General features: G+C 65.4%; 15 protein-coding genes. 13 read left to right on the top strand and 2 right to left on the bottom strand.

Going from position 1 to position 15,707, the window contains the following annotated elements:
* Positions 1–117: 117 nt before the first annotated feature.
* Positions 118–495 (bottom strand): flagellar hook-basal body complex protein FliE, encoded by a 378-nt coding sequence (gene fliE, locus AB3347_RS13575; RefSeq protein ID WP_369092340.1) that lies wholly within the window; start codon positions 493–495, stop codon positions 118–120.
* Positions 496–679: 184 nt separating this feature from the next.
* Between fliE and fliF the strand changes: the two genes are divergently transcribed.
* From fliF to fliR, 13 genes are all read left to right on the top strand, one after another.
* Positions 680–2,368: a flagellar basal-body MS-ring/collar protein FliF gene (gene fliF / locus AB3347_RS13570; RefSeq protein ID WP_369092339.1), complete on the top strand. Its 1,689-nt coding sequence runs from the start codon at positions 680–682 to the stop codon at positions 2,366–2,368.
* Positions 2,361–3,365, top strand: a complete 1,005-nt coding sequence (fliG, locus tag AB3347_RS13565; protein WP_027864431.1) for a flagellar motor switch protein FliG — start codon at positions 2,361–2,363, stop codon at positions 3,363–3,365. Before fliF ends, fliG begins: the two co-directional genes overlap by 8 nt.
* Positions 3,365–4,081 (top strand): flagellar assembly protein FliH, encoded by a 717-nt coding sequence (gene fliH / locus AB3347_RS13560; RefSeq protein WP_369092338.1) that lies wholly within the window; start codon positions 3,365–3,367, stop codon positions 4,079–4,081. The genes fliG and fliH overlap by 1 nt, the downstream gene beginning before the upstream one ends.
* A 137-nt stretch (positions 4,082–4,218) precedes the next feature.
* Positions 4,219–5,622 (top strand): flagellar protein export ATPase FliI, encoded by a 1,404-nt coding sequence (gene fliI / locus AB3347_RS13555; protein ID WP_369092337.1) that lies wholly within the window; start codon positions 4,219–4,221, stop codon positions 5,620–5,622.
* Positions 5,623–5,659: 37 nt separating this feature from the next.
* The gene (gene fliJ / locus AB3347_RS13550) at positions 5,660–6,103 is read left to right on the top strand and encodes a flagellar export protein FliJ (protein WP_369092336.1); all 444 of its coding nucleotides are present in this window, start codon (positions 5,660–5,662) and stop codon (positions 6,101–6,103) included.
* A 17-nt stretch (positions 6,104–6,120) separates the two neighbouring features.
* Positions 6,121–7,401 carry a flagellar hook-length control protein FliK gene (locus AB3347_RS13545; protein ID WP_369092335.1) on the top strand — a complete coding sequence of 427 codons (1,281 nt, stop codon included), beginning with the start codon at positions 6,121–6,123 and terminating at the stop codon, positions 7,399–7,401.
* 149 nt (positions 7,402–7,550) lie between these two features.
* On the top strand, positions 7,551–8,090 hold the full coding sequence (fliL, locus tag AB3347_RS13540; RefSeq protein ID WP_369092334.1) for a flagellar basal body-associated protein FliL: 540 nt from the start codon (positions 7,551–7,553) through the stop codon (positions 8,088–8,090).
* Between the two features lie 20 nt (positions 8,091–8,110).
* Positions 8,111–9,094: a flagellar motor switch protein FliM gene (gene fliM / locus AB3347_RS13535; protein WP_277482297.1), complete on the top strand. Its 984-nt coding sequence runs from the start codon at positions 8,111–8,113 to the stop codon at positions 9,092–9,094.
* Positions 9,095–9,141: 47 nt separating this feature from the next.
* On the top strand, positions 9,142–9,576 hold the full coding sequence (gene fliN / locus AB3347_RS13530; protein WP_369092333.1) for a flagellar motor switch protein FliN: 435 nt from the start codon (positions 9,142–9,144) through the stop codon (positions 9,574–9,576).
* Positions 9,573–10,337, top strand: a complete 765-nt coding sequence (fliO, locus tag AB3347_RS13525) for a flagellar biosynthetic protein FliO (RefSeq protein WP_369092332.1) — start codon at positions 9,573–9,575, stop codon at positions 10,335–10,337. The genes fliN and fliO overlap by 4 nt, the downstream gene beginning before the upstream one ends.
* Entirely contained in the window at positions 10,327–11,076 is a 750-nt protein-coding gene (gene fliP / locus AB3347_RS13520) for a flagellar type III secretion system pore protein FliP (RefSeq protein WP_369092331.1), read from the top strand. Before fliO ends, fliP begins: the two co-directional genes overlap by 11 nt.
* Positions 11,077–11,101: 25 nt before the next feature.
* On the top strand, positions 11,102–11,371 hold the full coding sequence (fliQ, locus tag AB3347_RS13515; RefSeq protein ID WP_369092330.1) for a flagellar biosynthesis protein FliQ: 270 nt from the start codon (positions 11,102–11,104) through the stop codon (positions 11,369–11,371).
* A 16-nt stretch (positions 11,372–11,387) separates the two neighbouring features.
* A complete protein-coding gene (gene fliR / locus AB3347_RS13510; protein ID WP_369092329.1) occupies positions 11,388–12,236 on the top strand; it encodes a flagellar biosynthetic protein FliR in 849 nt (282 codons plus the stop codon).
* A gap of 298 nt (positions 12,237–12,534) precedes the next feature.
* On the opposite strand, the gene AB3347_RS13505 is transcribed toward fliR, so the two are convergent.
* On the bottom strand, positions 12,535–15,333 hold the full coding sequence (locus AB3347_RS13505) for a TonB-dependent receptor (protein WP_369092328.1): 2,799 nt from the start codon (positions 15,331–15,333) through the stop codon (positions 12,535–12,537).
* Positions 15,334–15,707 lie beyond the last annotated feature (374 nt).

The following is a 15,707-nucleotide window of genomic DNA, read 5'->3' as shown; positions in this document are numbered from 1 at the left end:
GATTCATGAATAGGCCAGGGAATTAAGCAAAATTACTCATCAATAGGCGCGCAGCGTTCTTTGCGCCCATGAAAAAACCGGCCGTGCGGCCGGTTCGTCGTCTCTGCCCCAGTCAGCTCACACCTGCATGTTCATGATGTCGTGATAGGCCGACACCAGCTTGTTGCGCACCTGCACCGTGCCCTGGAAGGCGATGCTGGATTTCTGCATCGCGATCATGGTATCGGACAGGCTCACCGTGTCGTCGCCCATGGCAAAGCGTTTGCCGAGTTCTTCCGCAGTCTTCTGGGTGTTGCTGACCTGCTGCAGCGAGCTCTTCAGCGCATCCGCGAAGTCGAGCTTGGCAACGCCCCCCTGCGGGGCGAGCCCGCCCAGGCCTGCGGGCGAAGCAATGGCAGAGGGGCCGGCCGCCGGCTTGCTCGCCGCGGCTTTCAGCTGTTCCATCATCGCCTGGATGCGGCTGCTGTCGATGCCGCCGATTCCGCCAATACTCATCGTTCTCTCCTGCCTGTCGAGGAATCCAATTTGTTCAGGCTGCAAGATTACCAGCGCCCCGGCAAATCCCTCGGCCGAAGAAGCGGGGATTTCCACCCCTATTTCATGGTTTGAATGTTGCTCTATGGCTTCATAATGCCATTCAGTTGCTATTATTCCCCCCTTCCGGACAACCACACCTACCATGGCAGCAGCCGCTGACGAACTGATCGACAACCCGACGCCCGAGCAAGAGGCGAAACAGGGATTTTTGCAGACCACGATGGGCAAGCGCGTCGCGCTCGGCGGCGGCATCGCGCTGGTGGTCGCCATCATGGCCGTGCTCTGGATGTGGAGCCAGGCGCCGGAATACCGCGTGCTGTTCTCGAACTACAGCGACCGCGACGGCGGCGCCATCACCGCCTCGCTCGACCAGATGGGGGTCAAGTACAAGTTCTCCGAAGGCGGCAGCGCGATCCTGGTCCCGGCCGAGCAGATCCACGACCTGCGCCTGAAACTGGCTGCCCAGGGCTTGCCCAAGGGCGGCAACGTCGGCTTCGAGCTGATGGAAAACCAGAAGCTGGGCGTGTCCCAGTTCCTGGAACAGGTGAATTACCAGCGTTCCCTGGAAGGCGAACTGGCGCGCTCGATCCAGTCGCTCGGCTCGGTCAGCGCCGCGCGCGTGCACCTGGCGCTGCCGAAGCCCTCGGTGTTCGTGCGCGACCAGCAGAAGCCGACCGCCTCGGTGCTGCTGAACCTGCAGCCGGGCCGCGCCCTCGACCCGGGCCAGGTCAGCGCCATCGTGCACCTGGTCGCGTCCAGCGTGCCGGAACTCACGGTCGGCAACGTCACCGTCGTCGACCAGAACGGCAACCTGCTGTCCGACACCTCGAACAAGGCCGGCAGCAAGGGCCTGGACGCGACCCAGCTGAAATACGTCGAGCAGGTCCAGCAGAACATCATCAAGCAGGTCGAATCGATCATCGCCCCGCTGGTCGGCAAGGAAAACGTGCGCGCCGAGGCGACCGCCGAGATCGACTTCGCCCAGGTCGACACCGCCGCCGAGATGTACAAGCCGAATTCGCCGCCGGAACCGCAGGCGATCCGCAGCCAGCAGACCTCCGAGTCGACCCAGCCGGGCGCCGGCGCTTCCGGCATCCCCGGTGCGCTGTCGAACCAGCCGCCGGGCGTGGCCACTGCGCCGATCGACGGCCAGGCACCTGGCGCCGGTGCGCCGGCCGCCAATGGCCCGACCCGCAAGGACGCCACCACCAACTACGAAGTCGACAAGACCATCCGCTACGAGCAGCGTCCGATGGGCGGCATCAAGCGCCTGACCGTGGGCGTGGTGGTGAACCACCGCCGCTCGGTCGACCCGAAGACCGGCAAGATCGTGGTAAAACCGCTGGCGGCCGCCGAAGTGGCCCAGATCAACGAGCTGGTGAAGCAGGCGATGGGCTATTCGCAGCAGCGCGGCGACACCCTGAACGTGACCAATGCCCCGTTCGACGGCGTCGACCGTCCGGACGACACCCCGCCTAGCCTCGACTGGTGGCGCGACCCGGCCAACCTGCCGCTGGCCAAGGAGATCGGCAAGTACCTGCTGCTGTTCGCGGTGCTGGCCTTCCTCTACTACCGGATCCTGCTGCCGCTGATGCGCCCCGCGATCAAGAAGTTCGACGAGGTCACCGCCCTGCCGCCGGAACCGGAACCGGAAGAGGAAGAAGTGCCGGAAGAAGAGCGCGAGCCCGATCCGGAAGAGCTCGAGGAACAGGAAGTCGAACGCCGCGCCCAGGGCTACCGGGCGAACCTGCAGTTGGCGCAGGACCTGGCCCGCGAAGACCCGCGGATCGTTGCAAACGTAATCAAGGCATGGTTGGGATCAAATGAGTGACAAGGACAAGGAAGGCGTACAGCAGGCAGCGATCCTGATGCTGGCCCTGGGCGAGGCCGAAGCGGCCGAAGTGATGAAGTTCCTGGGCCCCCGCGAAGTGCTGAAACTCGGCGCCGCGATGGCGCAGATGAAGTCGGTGCAGCACACCGAAGTGGTCAAGGTGCTGGAAGCCTTCGTCGAAGAGACCAACCTGCATTCGAACGTCGGCCTCGACTCGGACGAGTACATCCGCCAGGTGCTGACCAAGGCGCTGGGCGACGACAAGGCCGCCGTCCTGCTCAACCGCATCCTGGGCGGCAAGGACGCGTCGGGCATCGAAAGCCTGAAGTGGATGGACTCGCCCTCGGTGGCGGAACTGATCCGCAACGAGCACCCGCAGATCATCGCCACCATCCTGGTGCACCTCGAGCGCGACCAGGCCTGCGAAATCCTGGCCCACTTCACCGAGCGCCTGCGCAACGACGTGGTGCTGCGCATCGCGACCCTGGACGGCGTGCAGCCGGCCGCCCTGCGCGAGCTGAACGACGTGCTGACCAAGCTCTTGTCCGGCAACGAGAACATCAAGAAGTCCTCGCTGGGCGGCGTGCGCACCGCAGCCGAGATCCTGAACTTCATGAGCGGCGAGCAGGAAGCGGCCGTGATGGACAACATCAAGAACTACGACAACGACATGGCGCAAAAGATCATGGACGAGATGTTCGTGTTCGACAACATCATCGACATCGACGACCGCGGCATCCAGCTGCTGCTGCGCGAAGTGCAGTCCGAGATGCTGATCATCGCCCTGAAAGGCGCCTCGCAAGACCTGCGCGACAAGATTTTCAAGAACATGTCGCAGCGTGCCGGCGAGATGATGCGCGAAGACCTGGAATCAAAAGGTCCGGTGCGCCTGTCGGAAGTGGAGACCCAGCAGAAACAGATCCTGCAGATCGTGCGCCGCCTGGCGGACGAAGGCCAGATCGTGCTGGGCGGTAAAGGCGAGGATTCGTTCATCTGATGATTCCAAAGGAACAGCAAAGCGCCTACCAGCGCTGGGAAATGACCTCGTTCGGCGACGAGCGCCCGAGCACCCAGGCGCGCCGCGCCGCGATGGCGCCGCCGCCTGCGCCGGAGCCGGCCGCGCAGCCGGTCGAACTGGTCCCCCACATCGCGCTGCCGACCGCCGAAGAACTGGAAGCGATCCGCGAACAGGCGCGCGCCGAGGGCTATGCCGAAGGTCTGCAGGAAGGCCGGGCCGCCGGCCATGCCGAGGGTTACGCGGACGGCGCCCGGGCCGGCCAACTCGAAGCGGAAAGCGAACTGGAACACCTGCGCTCGATCGCCGCGACCTTCAGCGAGGCCGTGGTGCAGGCCGACGAAACCATCGCCCACGACGTGCTGGAACTGGCCCTGCGCCTGGCGCGCGGCATGGTGCGCACTGCCTTCGACGTGCGCCCGGAACTGATCCTGCCGGTGGTGCAGGAAGCGATCGGCTACCTGCCGGTGCTGGCCCAGCCGGCCACGCTCACGCTGCATCCGGAAGACGCCGAGATCGTGCGCCAGGCCATGGGCCAGGAGCTACTCAAGGGCGGCTGGCGCATCGTCGACGACGCCGCGGTCGCGCGCGGCGGCTGCAAGGTGGATACCGCCAGCAACCAGATCGATGCGCAGGCGGGGGCGCGCTGGGCGCGCTTGACCCATGCGCTGCAAAGTAACGTTGATTGGTTGACCTAGGGTGGGCGGCTTGTGATCTGGTCCACTGGACCAGATCACCCCACGCGGTGATAGCTTCAACTTGATATATCGCGGCCGTGCTGGCGGCTGTTGAACGCGTGGGCGGCAAAGCCGCCCACCCTACGAAAAACGAACCGATGACGACGCAAACAACCGACCGCCACACCGCCCGCTGGAAGTCCTTCATCAAGGACTGCGATTCCCTGGTCGGCCTGGCCGAGCCGATGCAGGTCTCGGGCCGCGTCACGCGCGTGGCCGGGCTGGTGATGGAATGCGTCGGCCTGAAGCTGGCCGTCGGCAGCGCCTGCACCATCCCGGTGGCGAACGGCTTGCGGATCGAGGCCGAAGTGGTCGGCTTCGAGGGCGAGCGCCTGTTCCTGATGCCGCAGAGCGACGTCGAGGGCGTGGTGCCGGGCTCGCGCGTGTTTCCGGTCGAGTCGGCGCTGCCGAAACCGGGCACCGTGCAGCACCCGCGGCGCCGCCCGAGCGACCGCGCGCGCCACCTGCCGGTCGGCATGCAGCTGCTGGGCCGCGTGGTCGACGGCGCCGGCCGCCCGCTCGACGGCAAGGGCCCGCTCAGCAACGACGAGGTGGGTCCGCTCAACGCGCGCCCGATCAATCCGCTCGACCGCGCGCCGATTTCGGAAACCCTGGACGTCGGCGTGCGCGCCATCAATGCCATGCTGACGGTCGGCCGCGGCCAGCGCCTCGGCCTGTTCGCCGGCACCGGTGTCGGCAAATCGGTCCTGCTGGGGATGATCGCGCGCTACACCACCGCCGACGTGATCGTGGTCGGCCTGATCGGCGAACGCGGCCGCGAGGTGAAGGAATTCATCGAACAGATCCTCGGGCCGGAAGGCCGGGCCCGCTCGGCCGTGGTGGCCGCGCCGGCCGACTCCCCGCCCCTGATGCGCCTGCAGGGCGCGGCCTACGCCACCGCGATCGCCGAACACTTCCGCGAGCAGGGCAAGAACGTGCTGCTGATCATGGATTCGCTGACCCGCTACGCCATGGCCCAGCGCGAGATCGCCCTCGCGATCGGCGAGCCGCCGGCCACCAAGGGCTATCCGCCTTCGGTGTTCGCCAAGCTGCCGGTGCTGGTGGAACGGGCCGGCAACGGCGTCGAGGGCGGCGGCTCGATCACCGCCTTCTACACCGTGCTGTCCGAGGGCGACGACCAGCAAGACCCGATTGCCGATGCCGCGCGCGGCATCCTGGACGGCCACATCGTCCTGAACCGCCACCTGGCCGAAGCCGGCCACTACCCGGCGATCGACATCGAACAATCGATCTCCCGGGCGATGCACGGCATCACCACCCACGAGCACCAGCTGGCGGCGCGCAAGCTCAAGCAGCTGTACTCGCGCTACCAGCGCTCGCGCGACCTGATCAGCGTCGGCGCCTACGCCGCCGGCAGCGATCCGGTGCTGGACCAGGCGATCGCCAAGCACGAGCAGATCGAGCACTTCCTGTGCCAGGAAATCCATGACAACGCGGGCATGCTGGAAAGCTTGGGGCAATTAAGCTCTCTATTCCAATGATTGGAATTTGCCGGGTGGAACTACAATCTGATCCATCATGGCCAATCCTTCCGCCCTCGAGACACTGATCGACCTTGCGCAGCGCGACTCCGACGCGATTGCCAAGCGCTTGGGCAGCGCCCTCAAGGCCGTGGAAGAAGCCGAGCAGAAGCTGGTGATGCTGGACGGCTACCGCGACGAGTACGTGCGCAAGCTCGACGCGGCGCAGATGGCGGGCATCACGCCCTTCGCTTACCACAACTTCGTCGCCTTCATCGGCAAGCTGGACAACGCCATCATCGGCCAGCGCGAAGTGATCAAGCATGCGCAGTACAAGGCGGACATGGAAAAGAAGGCATGGCAGGAAAGCGAGCGCAAGCGCCTGTCCTACCGCACCCTGAACGAACGCGCCGCAAGCGAGGCGCTGGCGCTCGAGAACAAGCGCGACCAGAAACTGATGGACGACCACGCGGCCCGTGGCGCCCGCTACAAACAACGGTGAATGAAAGCTGATCCACCATGACGATGCAGACGACTACCCTTCCGTTCCAGGTTTCCGGCGCCGGCGCGCCGGCCCAGCCGCAGCGTTCGCCTTCGGCCGGCGTGCAGTCGCCCGAAGGCGTCGATTTCAGCGCCACGCTGTCGCGCGCCATGGCGCCGACCGCCGCTCCGATGCCGGCCCCGGCAGCCGCTCCGGCAAGCAGGCAGGCCGCACCGGCCAAGCCGGCCGACAAGCCGGCCGCAGCAGGCCCGAAAACGCCGGCGCGCGAGCCGGCCAGGCAGCACGAGGCGGCGCCCGACGCCCCCGCCACGGCCCAGCAGGCAGCGAGCACGGGCGAAGCGGCCGATGCGGTCCAGGATGCGACGGCTGCCGAAGCGGCCAGCGCCGCCGCCGAAGCCGCGACCACCCCGGTCACCGACATGCTCGCCTTCATGGCCAGCCTGGCGCAGCCGGCCCCGGCCGCACCAGCCGTGGCGGCCGCCCCGGCAGCCGGCGCGGCTGGCGCAGGCGCCGACCTGCAGCTGTCGGCGCTCCAGTCCGCTTTCGCGAAGCTGGCGACGACGGACGGCGCCGCAGCGGCCGATCCGGCGCTGCCTGCCGCGGACGGCGACGCGGCCGGTTTCTCGCTGGCGGCCGGCGTCCAGCCTGCGGCGCAGGACGCCACCGACCTGCGCACGCTGCAGCAGGGCGCCCAGGCAGCGGTCCAGGCCGACGGCGGCAAGGCGCAGCCGCAGGCGCGCGATGCAGCGGGCGCGGCCGCTGTGGAAGCGCCTCTGCCTGCCGTCACCCAGTTGCAGGCCCAGGCGGCCAAGCTGGAAGCGGCACCCGCGCCGGCTGCCGTGCCGGGCGACCGGATTCCGGCGCGCGTCGGCACCCAGGCCTGGGACAACCAGGTCAGCCAGCGCATCGTCTACATGGTCGGCAAGGAACAGGCCGCGACCCTGACCCTGAACCCGCCGGACCTCGGTCCGGTGCAGGTGGTGCTCAGCGTGAGCAACGACGGGGCCAGCGTGGCCTTCTCGTCGAACCAGCAGGAAGTGCGCCAGGCCCTGGAAAACGCCCTCCCGCGCCTGCGCGAGATGATGAGCGAGAACGGCATCGCGCTCGGTAACGCCACCGTGGACGCCGGCGTGTCCGACCAGCGCCAGGCCCAGCAGGATGGCGAGCGCCGCAACCATGGCGCCAGCGGCTCGGGCAATGCGGCCGGCGGCGCCGCGGCGAATGAGGACAACACGGCACGGCCGGCGACGCGCACCGTGGTGTTGGGCGACAACGGGCTGGTCGATACCTTCGCCTGAGTCGCTTATCGCACTGTCAACACGCCGGTACAACAATCGGTGGGAAAACCGTCCCTTCTTCCCTCTTTTCGGGGCTTGGCGGTCTTGGTTTCCCTACGATAATGCCATAATGACGCAATCATTCTTTTAGGCAGTAAAGAGACATCTCGATGGCGCAAGCAAAAACAAAGGTCGACCCGAAGGCAGATGCCGCAGCAGGGACGCCGGCCGGCTCCAAGAAGAAGCTGATCGTGATCGCTGCGGCGGCCGTGCTGCTGCTCGGCGGCGGCGGTGGCGCGGCCTGGTATTTCATGCATGCCGGCGGCGACGCGGCAGCGGCCGAGCACGACAGCCCGAAGGAATCCAAAAAGAAGAAAAAGAAGGATGCCAGCCTCAAGCCCGAATACGTGCCGGTCGAGGCCTTCACGGTCAACCTGCAGCCGGAAAACGGCGAGCAGTACCTGCAGGTGCAGTTCACGCTGCAGGTCGGCGGCGCCGAACAGGCGACCCTCATCAAGGACAACATGGCGATCGTGCGCAACCGCGTGCTGCTGCTCCTGTCGGGCAAGAAGGCCTCGGAGATCAGCACGGTCGAAGGCAAGCAGCAGCTTGCCGCCGAAATCCAGGCGATCGTCCAGGAGCCCTTCGAGAAGGGCGGCGACGAGCAGGACGTCACCGACGTCCTGTTTACCTCGTTCATCATCCAGTAAAGAACAGTCACCGAAGCACCATGGCCGATAATTTCCTCTCACAGGAAGAAGTCGATGCCCTCCTCAAGGGGGTCAACGGCGATCAGGACGACATTGCGGCGCCTGAAGACACCTCGGGGGTACGCACCTATAACCTGGCGACGCAGGAGCGGATCGTCCGCGGCCGCATGCCGACGCTCGAGATCATCAACGAGCGTTTCGCCAGGTACCTGCGGGTCGGCCTGTTCAACTTCCTGCGCCGCAGCGCCGAAGTCTCGGTGGGATCGGTGCGGGTCTCCAAGTACAGCGAATTCATCCGCAACCTGGTGGTCCCCACCAACCTCAACCTGATCCACATGAAGCCGCTGCGCGGCACGGCGCTGATGGTGTTCGACCCGGGCCTCGTGTTCCTGCTGGTCGACAACCTGTTCGGCGGCGACGGCCGTTTCCACACGCGCGTGGAAGGCCGCGACTTCACCCAGACCGAGCAGCGCATCATCATGCGCATCCTCGACATCGTGTTCGAGGCCTATGCCAAGTCGTGGGAGCCGGTGTACCCGATCGAGTTCGAGTACATCCGCTCGGAAATGAACACGCAGTTCGCCAACATCGCGACCCCGAACGAGGTCGTGGTGTCCTGCACCTTCACCATCGAACTCGGTTCGGTGTCGGGCCAGATTCACTTCTGCATGCCCTACTCGATGATCGAGCCGATCCGCGACGCGCTGACCTCGAGCATCCAGGGCGAAGCGCTGGAAGTCGACAAGCGCTGGGTGCGCCTGATGACGCAGCAGATCCAGGTCGCCGAGGTCGAACTGGTGGCGGTGCTGGGCGAAGGCCGCGCCAACTTCGACGAGATCCTCAACATGAAGATCGGCGACATCATCCCGATCACGGTGCCGGAAACCCTGCAGGCGACGGTGGACGGCGTGCCGGTGATGGATTGCAGCTATGGCGTCTTCAACGGCCAGTACGCGTTGAAGGTCGAAAAACTGCTCGCCAACAGCGACAGCTTCAACAAATAACAGTATGAATCCGCCTGCGCCAGCCGCAGGCGACACAGGAGAGCACCATGTCTGATACCCAGGACGACCAAAGCGCACTCGACGATGATTGGGGCGCGGCGATTGCCGAGCAGGCCGCGGCCGAAGCGGCGGCGCTCGAACGCCAGCAACAGCAGCAGGCCACCGCCACCGCGGCGGTGTTCAAGGATTTCTCGAACAAGGGCACGCGCAACGAAACGCCGAACGACATCGACTTCATCCTCGACATCCCGGTCCAGCTGACCGTGGAACTCGGCCGCACCAAGATCGCGATCAAGAACCTGCTGCAGCTGGCCCAGGGTTCCGTGGTCGAACTCGACGGCCTGGCCGGCGAACCGATGGACGTGCTGGTCAACGGCTGCCTGATCGCCCAGGGCGAGGTCGTGGTCGTGAACGACAAGTTCGGTATCCGCCTGACTGATATCATTACGCCATCGGAACGGATCAGAAAACTGAATAAATGACCACCCTACGGATCGTCGCGGCACTGCTGCTTGCGCCATTGGCAGCCTGTGCCGCACCGGTCGGCGCTGACCAGGCGCCGGCAACCCGGCAGCAACAAAGCGCACTCGCCACCCAGGCGGCCGTGCCCGCAGCGACGGCCCCGATCCCGGTCCCGGCCCCTGCCTCGCAAGAAACCCCATCCCAGCCGCGCGGCGCCACCACGGCCGGCCGCCCTGCCACGCCGGCTCGCCCCGCGCCTTCCGGTCCGGTCTCGACGCCGGTGCAGGCCCCCGGCCCGGCCGCCGTCGACACCCTGCCCGCGGCCGCGGCCGAGCAGACTGCGGCGGCGACGCCGGCGCCGCCGCAGGCAGTCACGCGTCCGGGCCCGGACCAGCGCCCGCCGCAAGTCGTGATGCCCGCGTCGAGCGCGCCGGCCACCGGCAGCCTGCTGCAGACCATCCTGGCCCTGGTGCTGGTGCTGGGCCTGCTGCTCGGCCTGGCCTGGTTCCTGAAGCGTTACGGCCCGCGCGCCATGGGCGCCAGCGCCAACGTGAAGCTGGTCGGCGCGCTCAATATCGGCGGCCGCGAGCGTATCATGGTGGTCGAGGTGGGCGACCAGTGGATCGTCGTCGGCGCCTCGCCGGGACGGGTCAATGCCCTGGCCACCATGCCGCGCCAGGAAGGGGCCGAGGCGCAGGCCACGCTGGCCGCCCATACGCCCGGCGCCGCCAGCTTCGGCGACTGGCTCAAGAACACGATAGACAAACGTAATGCGAAATAAGACACTCCTGCAGGGCGCGGCCCTCGCCGGGCTGGCGCTGCTGCCGCTGGCGGTACTGGCCCAACCCGGCATCCCGGCCTTCACCACCAGCCCGGCGCCGGGCGGCGGCACCGCCTACTCGCTGCCGGTACAGACCCTGATCCTGCTGACCGCGCTGACCTTCCTGCCGGCGGCGCTCCTGATGATGACCGCCTTCACCCGCATCATCATCGTGCTGTCGCTGCTGCGCCAGGCAATCGGCACCCAGACCGCGCCGCCGAACCAGGTGATGGTCGGGCTGGCGCTGTTCCTGACCTTCTTCGTGATGGGCCCCACTTTTGATCGCATCTACACCGAGGCCTACCTGCCGCTGCAGCAGAACAGGATGCAGATGAGCGAAGCGCTCGACCGGGGCGTGGTGCCGCTCAAGGAATTCATGATCAAGCAAACCCGCCAGTCCGACCTGGCGCTGTTCGTCAAGATCTCGCGCTCGCCCGCCCTGCAGGGGCCGGAAGACATCCCGCTGCGGGTCCTGATTCCGGCCTTCGTCACGAGCGAGCTGAAGACCGCGTTCCAGATCGGCTTCGCGATCTTCATCCCCTTCCTGATCATCGACATGGTGGTGGCCTCGGTGCTGATGGCGATGGGCATGATGATGATGTCGCCCGCGGTCATTTCGCTGCCGTTCAAGCTGATGCTGTTCGTGCTGGTCGATGGCTGGCAGCTGCTGCTGGGCTCGCTGTCCCAGAGTTTTTATTAAGAGTTATTAAGAGTAAGAGGCGCGCATGACTCCCGAATCCGTCATGACCATGGGCCGCACCGCGATGGAGGTCACGCTGATGGTGGCCGCCCCGATGCTGCTGGTGGCGCTGATCATCGGCCTGATCATCAGCATTTTCCAGGCCGCGACCCAGATCAACGAAGCCACCCTGTCCTTCATTCCCAAGCTGGTCGGCATCTTCGTCGCCCTGGTCGTGGCCGGGCCATGGATGCTGTCCACCATGCTCGACTACATGCGCCAGGTGTTCACCAGCATTCCCGGCCTGATCGGCTGACGCGGGGAACGGGCGCGTGCTGAGCCTGACCACGGGCGAAATGAACGCCTGGATCGCGGGGCTGCTGTGGCCGCTCACGCGCATCCTCGGCCTGGTCGCCAGCGCGCCGCTGTTCGGCAATGCCGGCGTGCCGATGTCGATCAAGGTCGCGCTCGGCGTGCTGCTGGCCTCGGTCATCGCTCCGACCGTGCCGGATATCCCGGCCGTCGATCCGACCTCCTGGGCCGGCATCCTGATCCTGGTGAAGGAACTCCTGATCGGCGTGGCCATGGGCTTCGCCATGCGCATCGTGTTCGCCGCCATCGAGTACGCCGGCGAGGTGGCCAGCATGAGCATGGGCCTGGGTTTCGCCGTCTTCTTCGACCCGAATTCGCACGGCCGCTCGTCGGCGGTCGGCCAGTTCCTGGCGCTGGTGGCGACCATGGCCTTCCTGGCCGTGAACGCGCACCTGGTGCTGCTGGCGGCGCTGGCCGAAAGCTTCCATGCGCTGCCGATCTCCAGCACGCCATTCTCGGGCAACGCCCCGCTCGAGCTGGCGCGCTGGGGCGGCAAGATCTTCGCCAGCGGGCTGCAGCTGGCGCTGCCGATCGTGGCCGCCCTCTTGGTCACCAACGTGGCGCTGGGCATCCTGACGCGCGCCGCGCCGCAGCTGAACATCTTCGGCATCGGCTTCCCGGTGACCCTCGGCGTCGGCTTCCTGACCCTGAGCCTGGCCATGCCCTACCTCGGCATGCCGATCGTGAACCTGTTCAACGCGGGCATCGAAGCCGGGCGCGCGGTGCCGCGTGCCGGCGCCGTGCGCAACGCCGCGCCGCCGCCGGCCCCGGCAGCACCCAATCCGGCGGCGCGCCCCGCTCCCGGCTAGAACTCCAATAGGTGTCTGTCCAATAGGTGTCAGGTCTGTCATTCGGACACGCACTCAAGGGTGTCCGATAGGTGCCAGGTCTGACATTCGGACACGAACTCAAGCGTCACTCGATCGTCTTGCTCAGCCCGTGTCCAGATGTCAGACCTGACACCGGAATGGGTCATCTGCCACCGGACATGCATCGAGATACGCCGCGAGACGCTGGCGAGCACCGAGCAGTTCATCGACGCACCGAGCGCCAAAAAAAAGACCAGGCGGAAGCCTGGTCTTTTGCTAGGTGCTACTGATCAAGCGATCAGTAGGTATAGCTTGCAGCGACGCCGAAGCGGCGGAACTGCGGGCCCCAGCCACCGCGCCAGCTGATCGGCGCTGCGCGGTCGAACACGTTGTCCACGTAGGCGTTCAGGCGAACGTGCGGGATGCCGGTGTAGGTCAGCGCATAGTTCCAGGTGGTGTTGCTGCCAATGCGGTTGCAGGTGTCCATGTACTGGTCGGCGACCTTCTGGGTCACGCAGTAGGTCGGCGATGCAATGCTGTTGGCACTGTAGCTGCTGGCGAAGTTGGCGGTGACGGCGTGGTCGAAGTCACCCTGCTTCAGGTAGGCCTTGGCCACCACGTTCAGGCGCGAACCGTAGTCGTAGGTACCGGTTTCGTTCGGACCGTAGGCATTGTCGGTGACGCTGAAGGTCTGCAGTTTCCAGACGTAGCTGCCTTCCATGGCCAGGCGCACGGTCTGGCCCAGCACGTTGAAGCGGCCCTTGCCGTCGAAGTCGAAGCCCTGGACGCGGGTGCGGCCGCTGTTGACGTACGGGTTGTAGATCATGCCCAGCTGGCCGACCGAGTAGGCCAGGGTCGTGTTCGGGGCATACTTCTTCACCAGAGCCAGGAACTGGTTGTCGCTGGCGCTGCTGTCGATACGGATCAGCTGACCGGCTGGCAGGCTGTCTTCGCCGCGCAGGATGTCGGTGACTGAACGGCTGCCGATTTCGTTACGACGCTCGATGAAGTAGTAGTCCAGGCCCACGCTCCAGTTCTTGATCGGCTCGAACACCATGCCGGCGGTCAGCGAACGGGAGGTTTCCGGCTTCAGGTCCGGGTTCGAGGACACGAAGCTCGGCAGGCCGCCCGAGCATTCCGCGTTGCGGAAGGTGTTCGCCTGCGACTTGTCGGCGGTGGTGGCGCCAGCCGCGTTCTGCACCAGGGCGTTCAGCGCGTTGGCGGTCGGGCAGCGCTTCAGGTCGTTGACGCCGGTAGCCACCGAGGAGCGGCCCAGGCCGTTACCCGATTCGACGATGTTCGGTGCGCGGAAGCCGCCCGAAGCGGTTGCACGCAGCAGCAGGCTGTCGGTCGCGCTGTACAGCAGGCCCAGCTTCGGCGACACGTGTGCGTCCTGGTTGTCGGTCTTGTCGATGCGGGCGGCTGCTTCCAGCTTGAGCTTCTTGGTCAGCGGCACGGACGCTTCGGTGAACAGCGCGTACTGGTTGACATTGTCGTCCACCTGCAGGCCGAAGATACCGACCAGCTCGCCACGCAGGACGTTGTCCGAGCTCTTCATCATGTACGAGTTGTTGCGGATGTCGGTACCGAATGCAACGCTCAGCGGACCGGCCGGCAGTTGCATGACTTCCTTGGTGATGGTGGCGTCGAAGAACTTGACGACCGCTTCGCCATCGGTGGTACGGACCGGGAACATGGTTTCCAGCAGGGCCGGATCGTTCTGCTGGCCGAACTTGTAGGTGGCGTTGACGATCGCGTCGGTGTAACCCTTGGCGCTGAACGCGCGGGTCGCCTTGTTGGCGGTCGACTTCGACCAGCCTGCGGCCGACTTCCAGTCCCAGCCGGCGTAGTTGCCGGTCAGGGTCAGCATCGCGCGCGTCTGTTCGCTATCGGTGCTGTTGAAGTTGAAGCCATTGCCGGTGTCCATCAGGCGGGCACGGTATTCGACCGGGTAGTTGTACGGGTTCTTCGGATGACCGACCGGCAGCTTCGGATACGAGAACGGGCCGACCATCTTGCCGCCCAGGACGTTGTACCAGATCGAGGAACCGGTGGTGGTGCCGCCGTTGTTCGTGCTCAGCGGAGCCAGCACGTAATCGTTGGTTGCGCCCGCGTTCATGAGTTCGAAGCTGGCGTCGATGTCCTTGCCGATGCGGAAGCTGGTGATGCTGGTAACCGCGTAGCGCTCGTTGTCGGTCGTCTGGCCGGTGTACGGCAGGGCATCCCACTTGCACAGCTTGTCAGTCGGGTCGATGTCGCCGGTCGGGCAGCCCGGGGCCGGAACGTAGTTGGTGGCGCTGGTGTAGTAGTTACCGGTCGGCGAGAGCACGCTCTTCGCATCCCAGGTCGAGCGGCCCGGGGTCAGGCGGTGCCATGCCGGATAGTACGGACGCAGTTCGCCGGTGGTGTAGCCGTCGCGCTTGTAGACTTCCGCGGTCACGTAGGTATTGAAGCCGTTGGTGTCGATATCGCCCCAGCCGCCGATGACCGATACCAGGCGGTTACGGTCGTCGTGGAAGTGCTGCGCTTCGCGATAGCTGCCGCGGATGCGGAAGCCGGTGAAGTCCTTGCGCAGGACGAAGTTGATGACGCCGGCGATCGCGTCGGAGCCGTAGATTGCCGATGCGCCGTCCTTGAAGATCTCGACGCGCTCGATCGCATCGCTCGGGATGGCGTCGAGGTTGGTGAAGGCTTCCTGTGCGTTGTCCGACAGGCCGTACTGCGGCATGCGGCGGCCGTTGACCAGCACCAGGGTTGCAACCTTGCTCAGGCCGCGCGAGGAGGCGGACGAGGAACCGGTCGCGAAGCTGCCCGAGCTGGCGGTCGCCGAGTTGCTGCCGGCGTAGATCGAAGCGGTGGAGGTCAGGATGCCCAGGGCCGTCGTCTGGCCGGTCTTCTCGATGTCATCACGGTTCAGAACCTGAACCGCGGCGGCAGCTTCGGTTGCGGTGCGCTTGATGCTCGAACCGGTCACCTCGACGCGCTGCATCTTCTGCGGCTCGACCGGCGGAACTTCTTGTGCGCCGACGAAAGCCGGAAACGCCATGCTCAGAGCGACCGCGATGGCGCTCTTGTTGAAAGTACTTTTGTGCTTCACAACGACTCCTGGACAATAGAATTTTTCTCATTGGTACGCATCGTCCCTGTGCATCTTGCTGCACAGGTCAATACGAAAGAATACTCTTACATAACATTGCCCTAACGCAAAGCTGTAAGCGTGTTTTTGCGGTTGAAAACTTTATCTTTGCGCATTTCCGTCGCGTAATTGATACGCTTTGTTACTTCGACCACATGGGTGTTACGCGCAATTCATATTTTTGTAATAAAGATATGCATATTCAGAAACACTCGAGCGGTACGCCTGCGCTTCAGCGCGCCCGTCAATACGGGGCGCGTGCAAATTTGGAGAACTGCAAATCGTTCCAAAAGGGGCTGGAAGAAGCGACCGGATGGTGCTTTCCCCGGCGATGC

Source organism: Massilia sp. X63 (assembly GCF_041023745.1).
Classification (GTDB): domain Bacteria; phylum Pseudomonadota; class Gammaproteobacteria; order Burkholderiales; family Burkholderiaceae_D; genus Telluria.
Note: the sequence above shows the minus strand (reverse complement) of the source record. Positions and strands in the feature narration are given on the sequence as shown.

Coding starts and splice junctions, on each gene's coding strand:
- fliE (WP_369092340.1), bottom strand. CDS start 495: ATGAGTATTGGCGGAATCGGCGGCATCGACAGCAGCCGCATCCAGGCG.
- fliF (WP_369092339.1), top strand. CDS start 680: ATGGCAGCAGCCGCTGACGAACTGATCGACAACCCGACGCCCGAGCAA.
- fliG (WP_027864431.1), top strand. CDS start 2,361: ATGAGTGACAAGGACAAGGAAGGCGTACAGCAGGCAGCGATCCTGATG.
- fliH (WP_369092338.1), top strand. CDS start 3,365: ATGATTCCAAAGGAACAGCAAAGCGCCTACCAGCGCTGGGAAATGACC.
- fliI (WP_369092337.1), top strand. CDS start 4,219: ATGACGACGCAAACAACCGACCGCCACACCGCCCGCTGGAAGTCCTTC.
- fliJ (WP_369092336.1), top strand. CDS start 5,660: ATGGCCAATCCTTCCGCCCTCGAGACACTGATCGACCTTGCGCAGCGC.
- AB3347_RS13545 (WP_369092335.1), top strand. CDS start 6,121: ATGACGATGCAGACGACTACCCTTCCGTTCCAGGTTTCCGGCGCCGGC.
- fliL (WP_369092334.1), top strand. CDS start 7,551: ATGGCGCAAGCAAAAACAAAGGTCGACCCGAAGGCAGATGCCGCAGCA.
- fliM (WP_277482297.1), top strand. CDS start 8,111: ATGGCCGATAATTTCCTCTCACAGGAAGAAGTCGATGCCCTCCTCAAG.
- fliN (WP_369092333.1), top strand. CDS start 9,142: ATGTCTGATACCCAGGACGACCAAAGCGCACTCGACGATGATTGGGGC.
- fliO (WP_369092332.1), top strand. CDS start 9,573: ATGACCACCCTACGGATCGTCGCGGCACTGCTGCTTGCGCCATTGGCA.
- fliP (WP_369092331.1), top strand. CDS start 10,327: ATGCGAAATAAGACACTCCTGCAGGGCGCGGCCCTCGCCGGGCTGGCG.
- fliQ (WP_369092330.1), top strand. CDS start 11,102: ATGACTCCCGAATCCGTCATGACCATGGGCCGCACCGCGATGGAGGTC.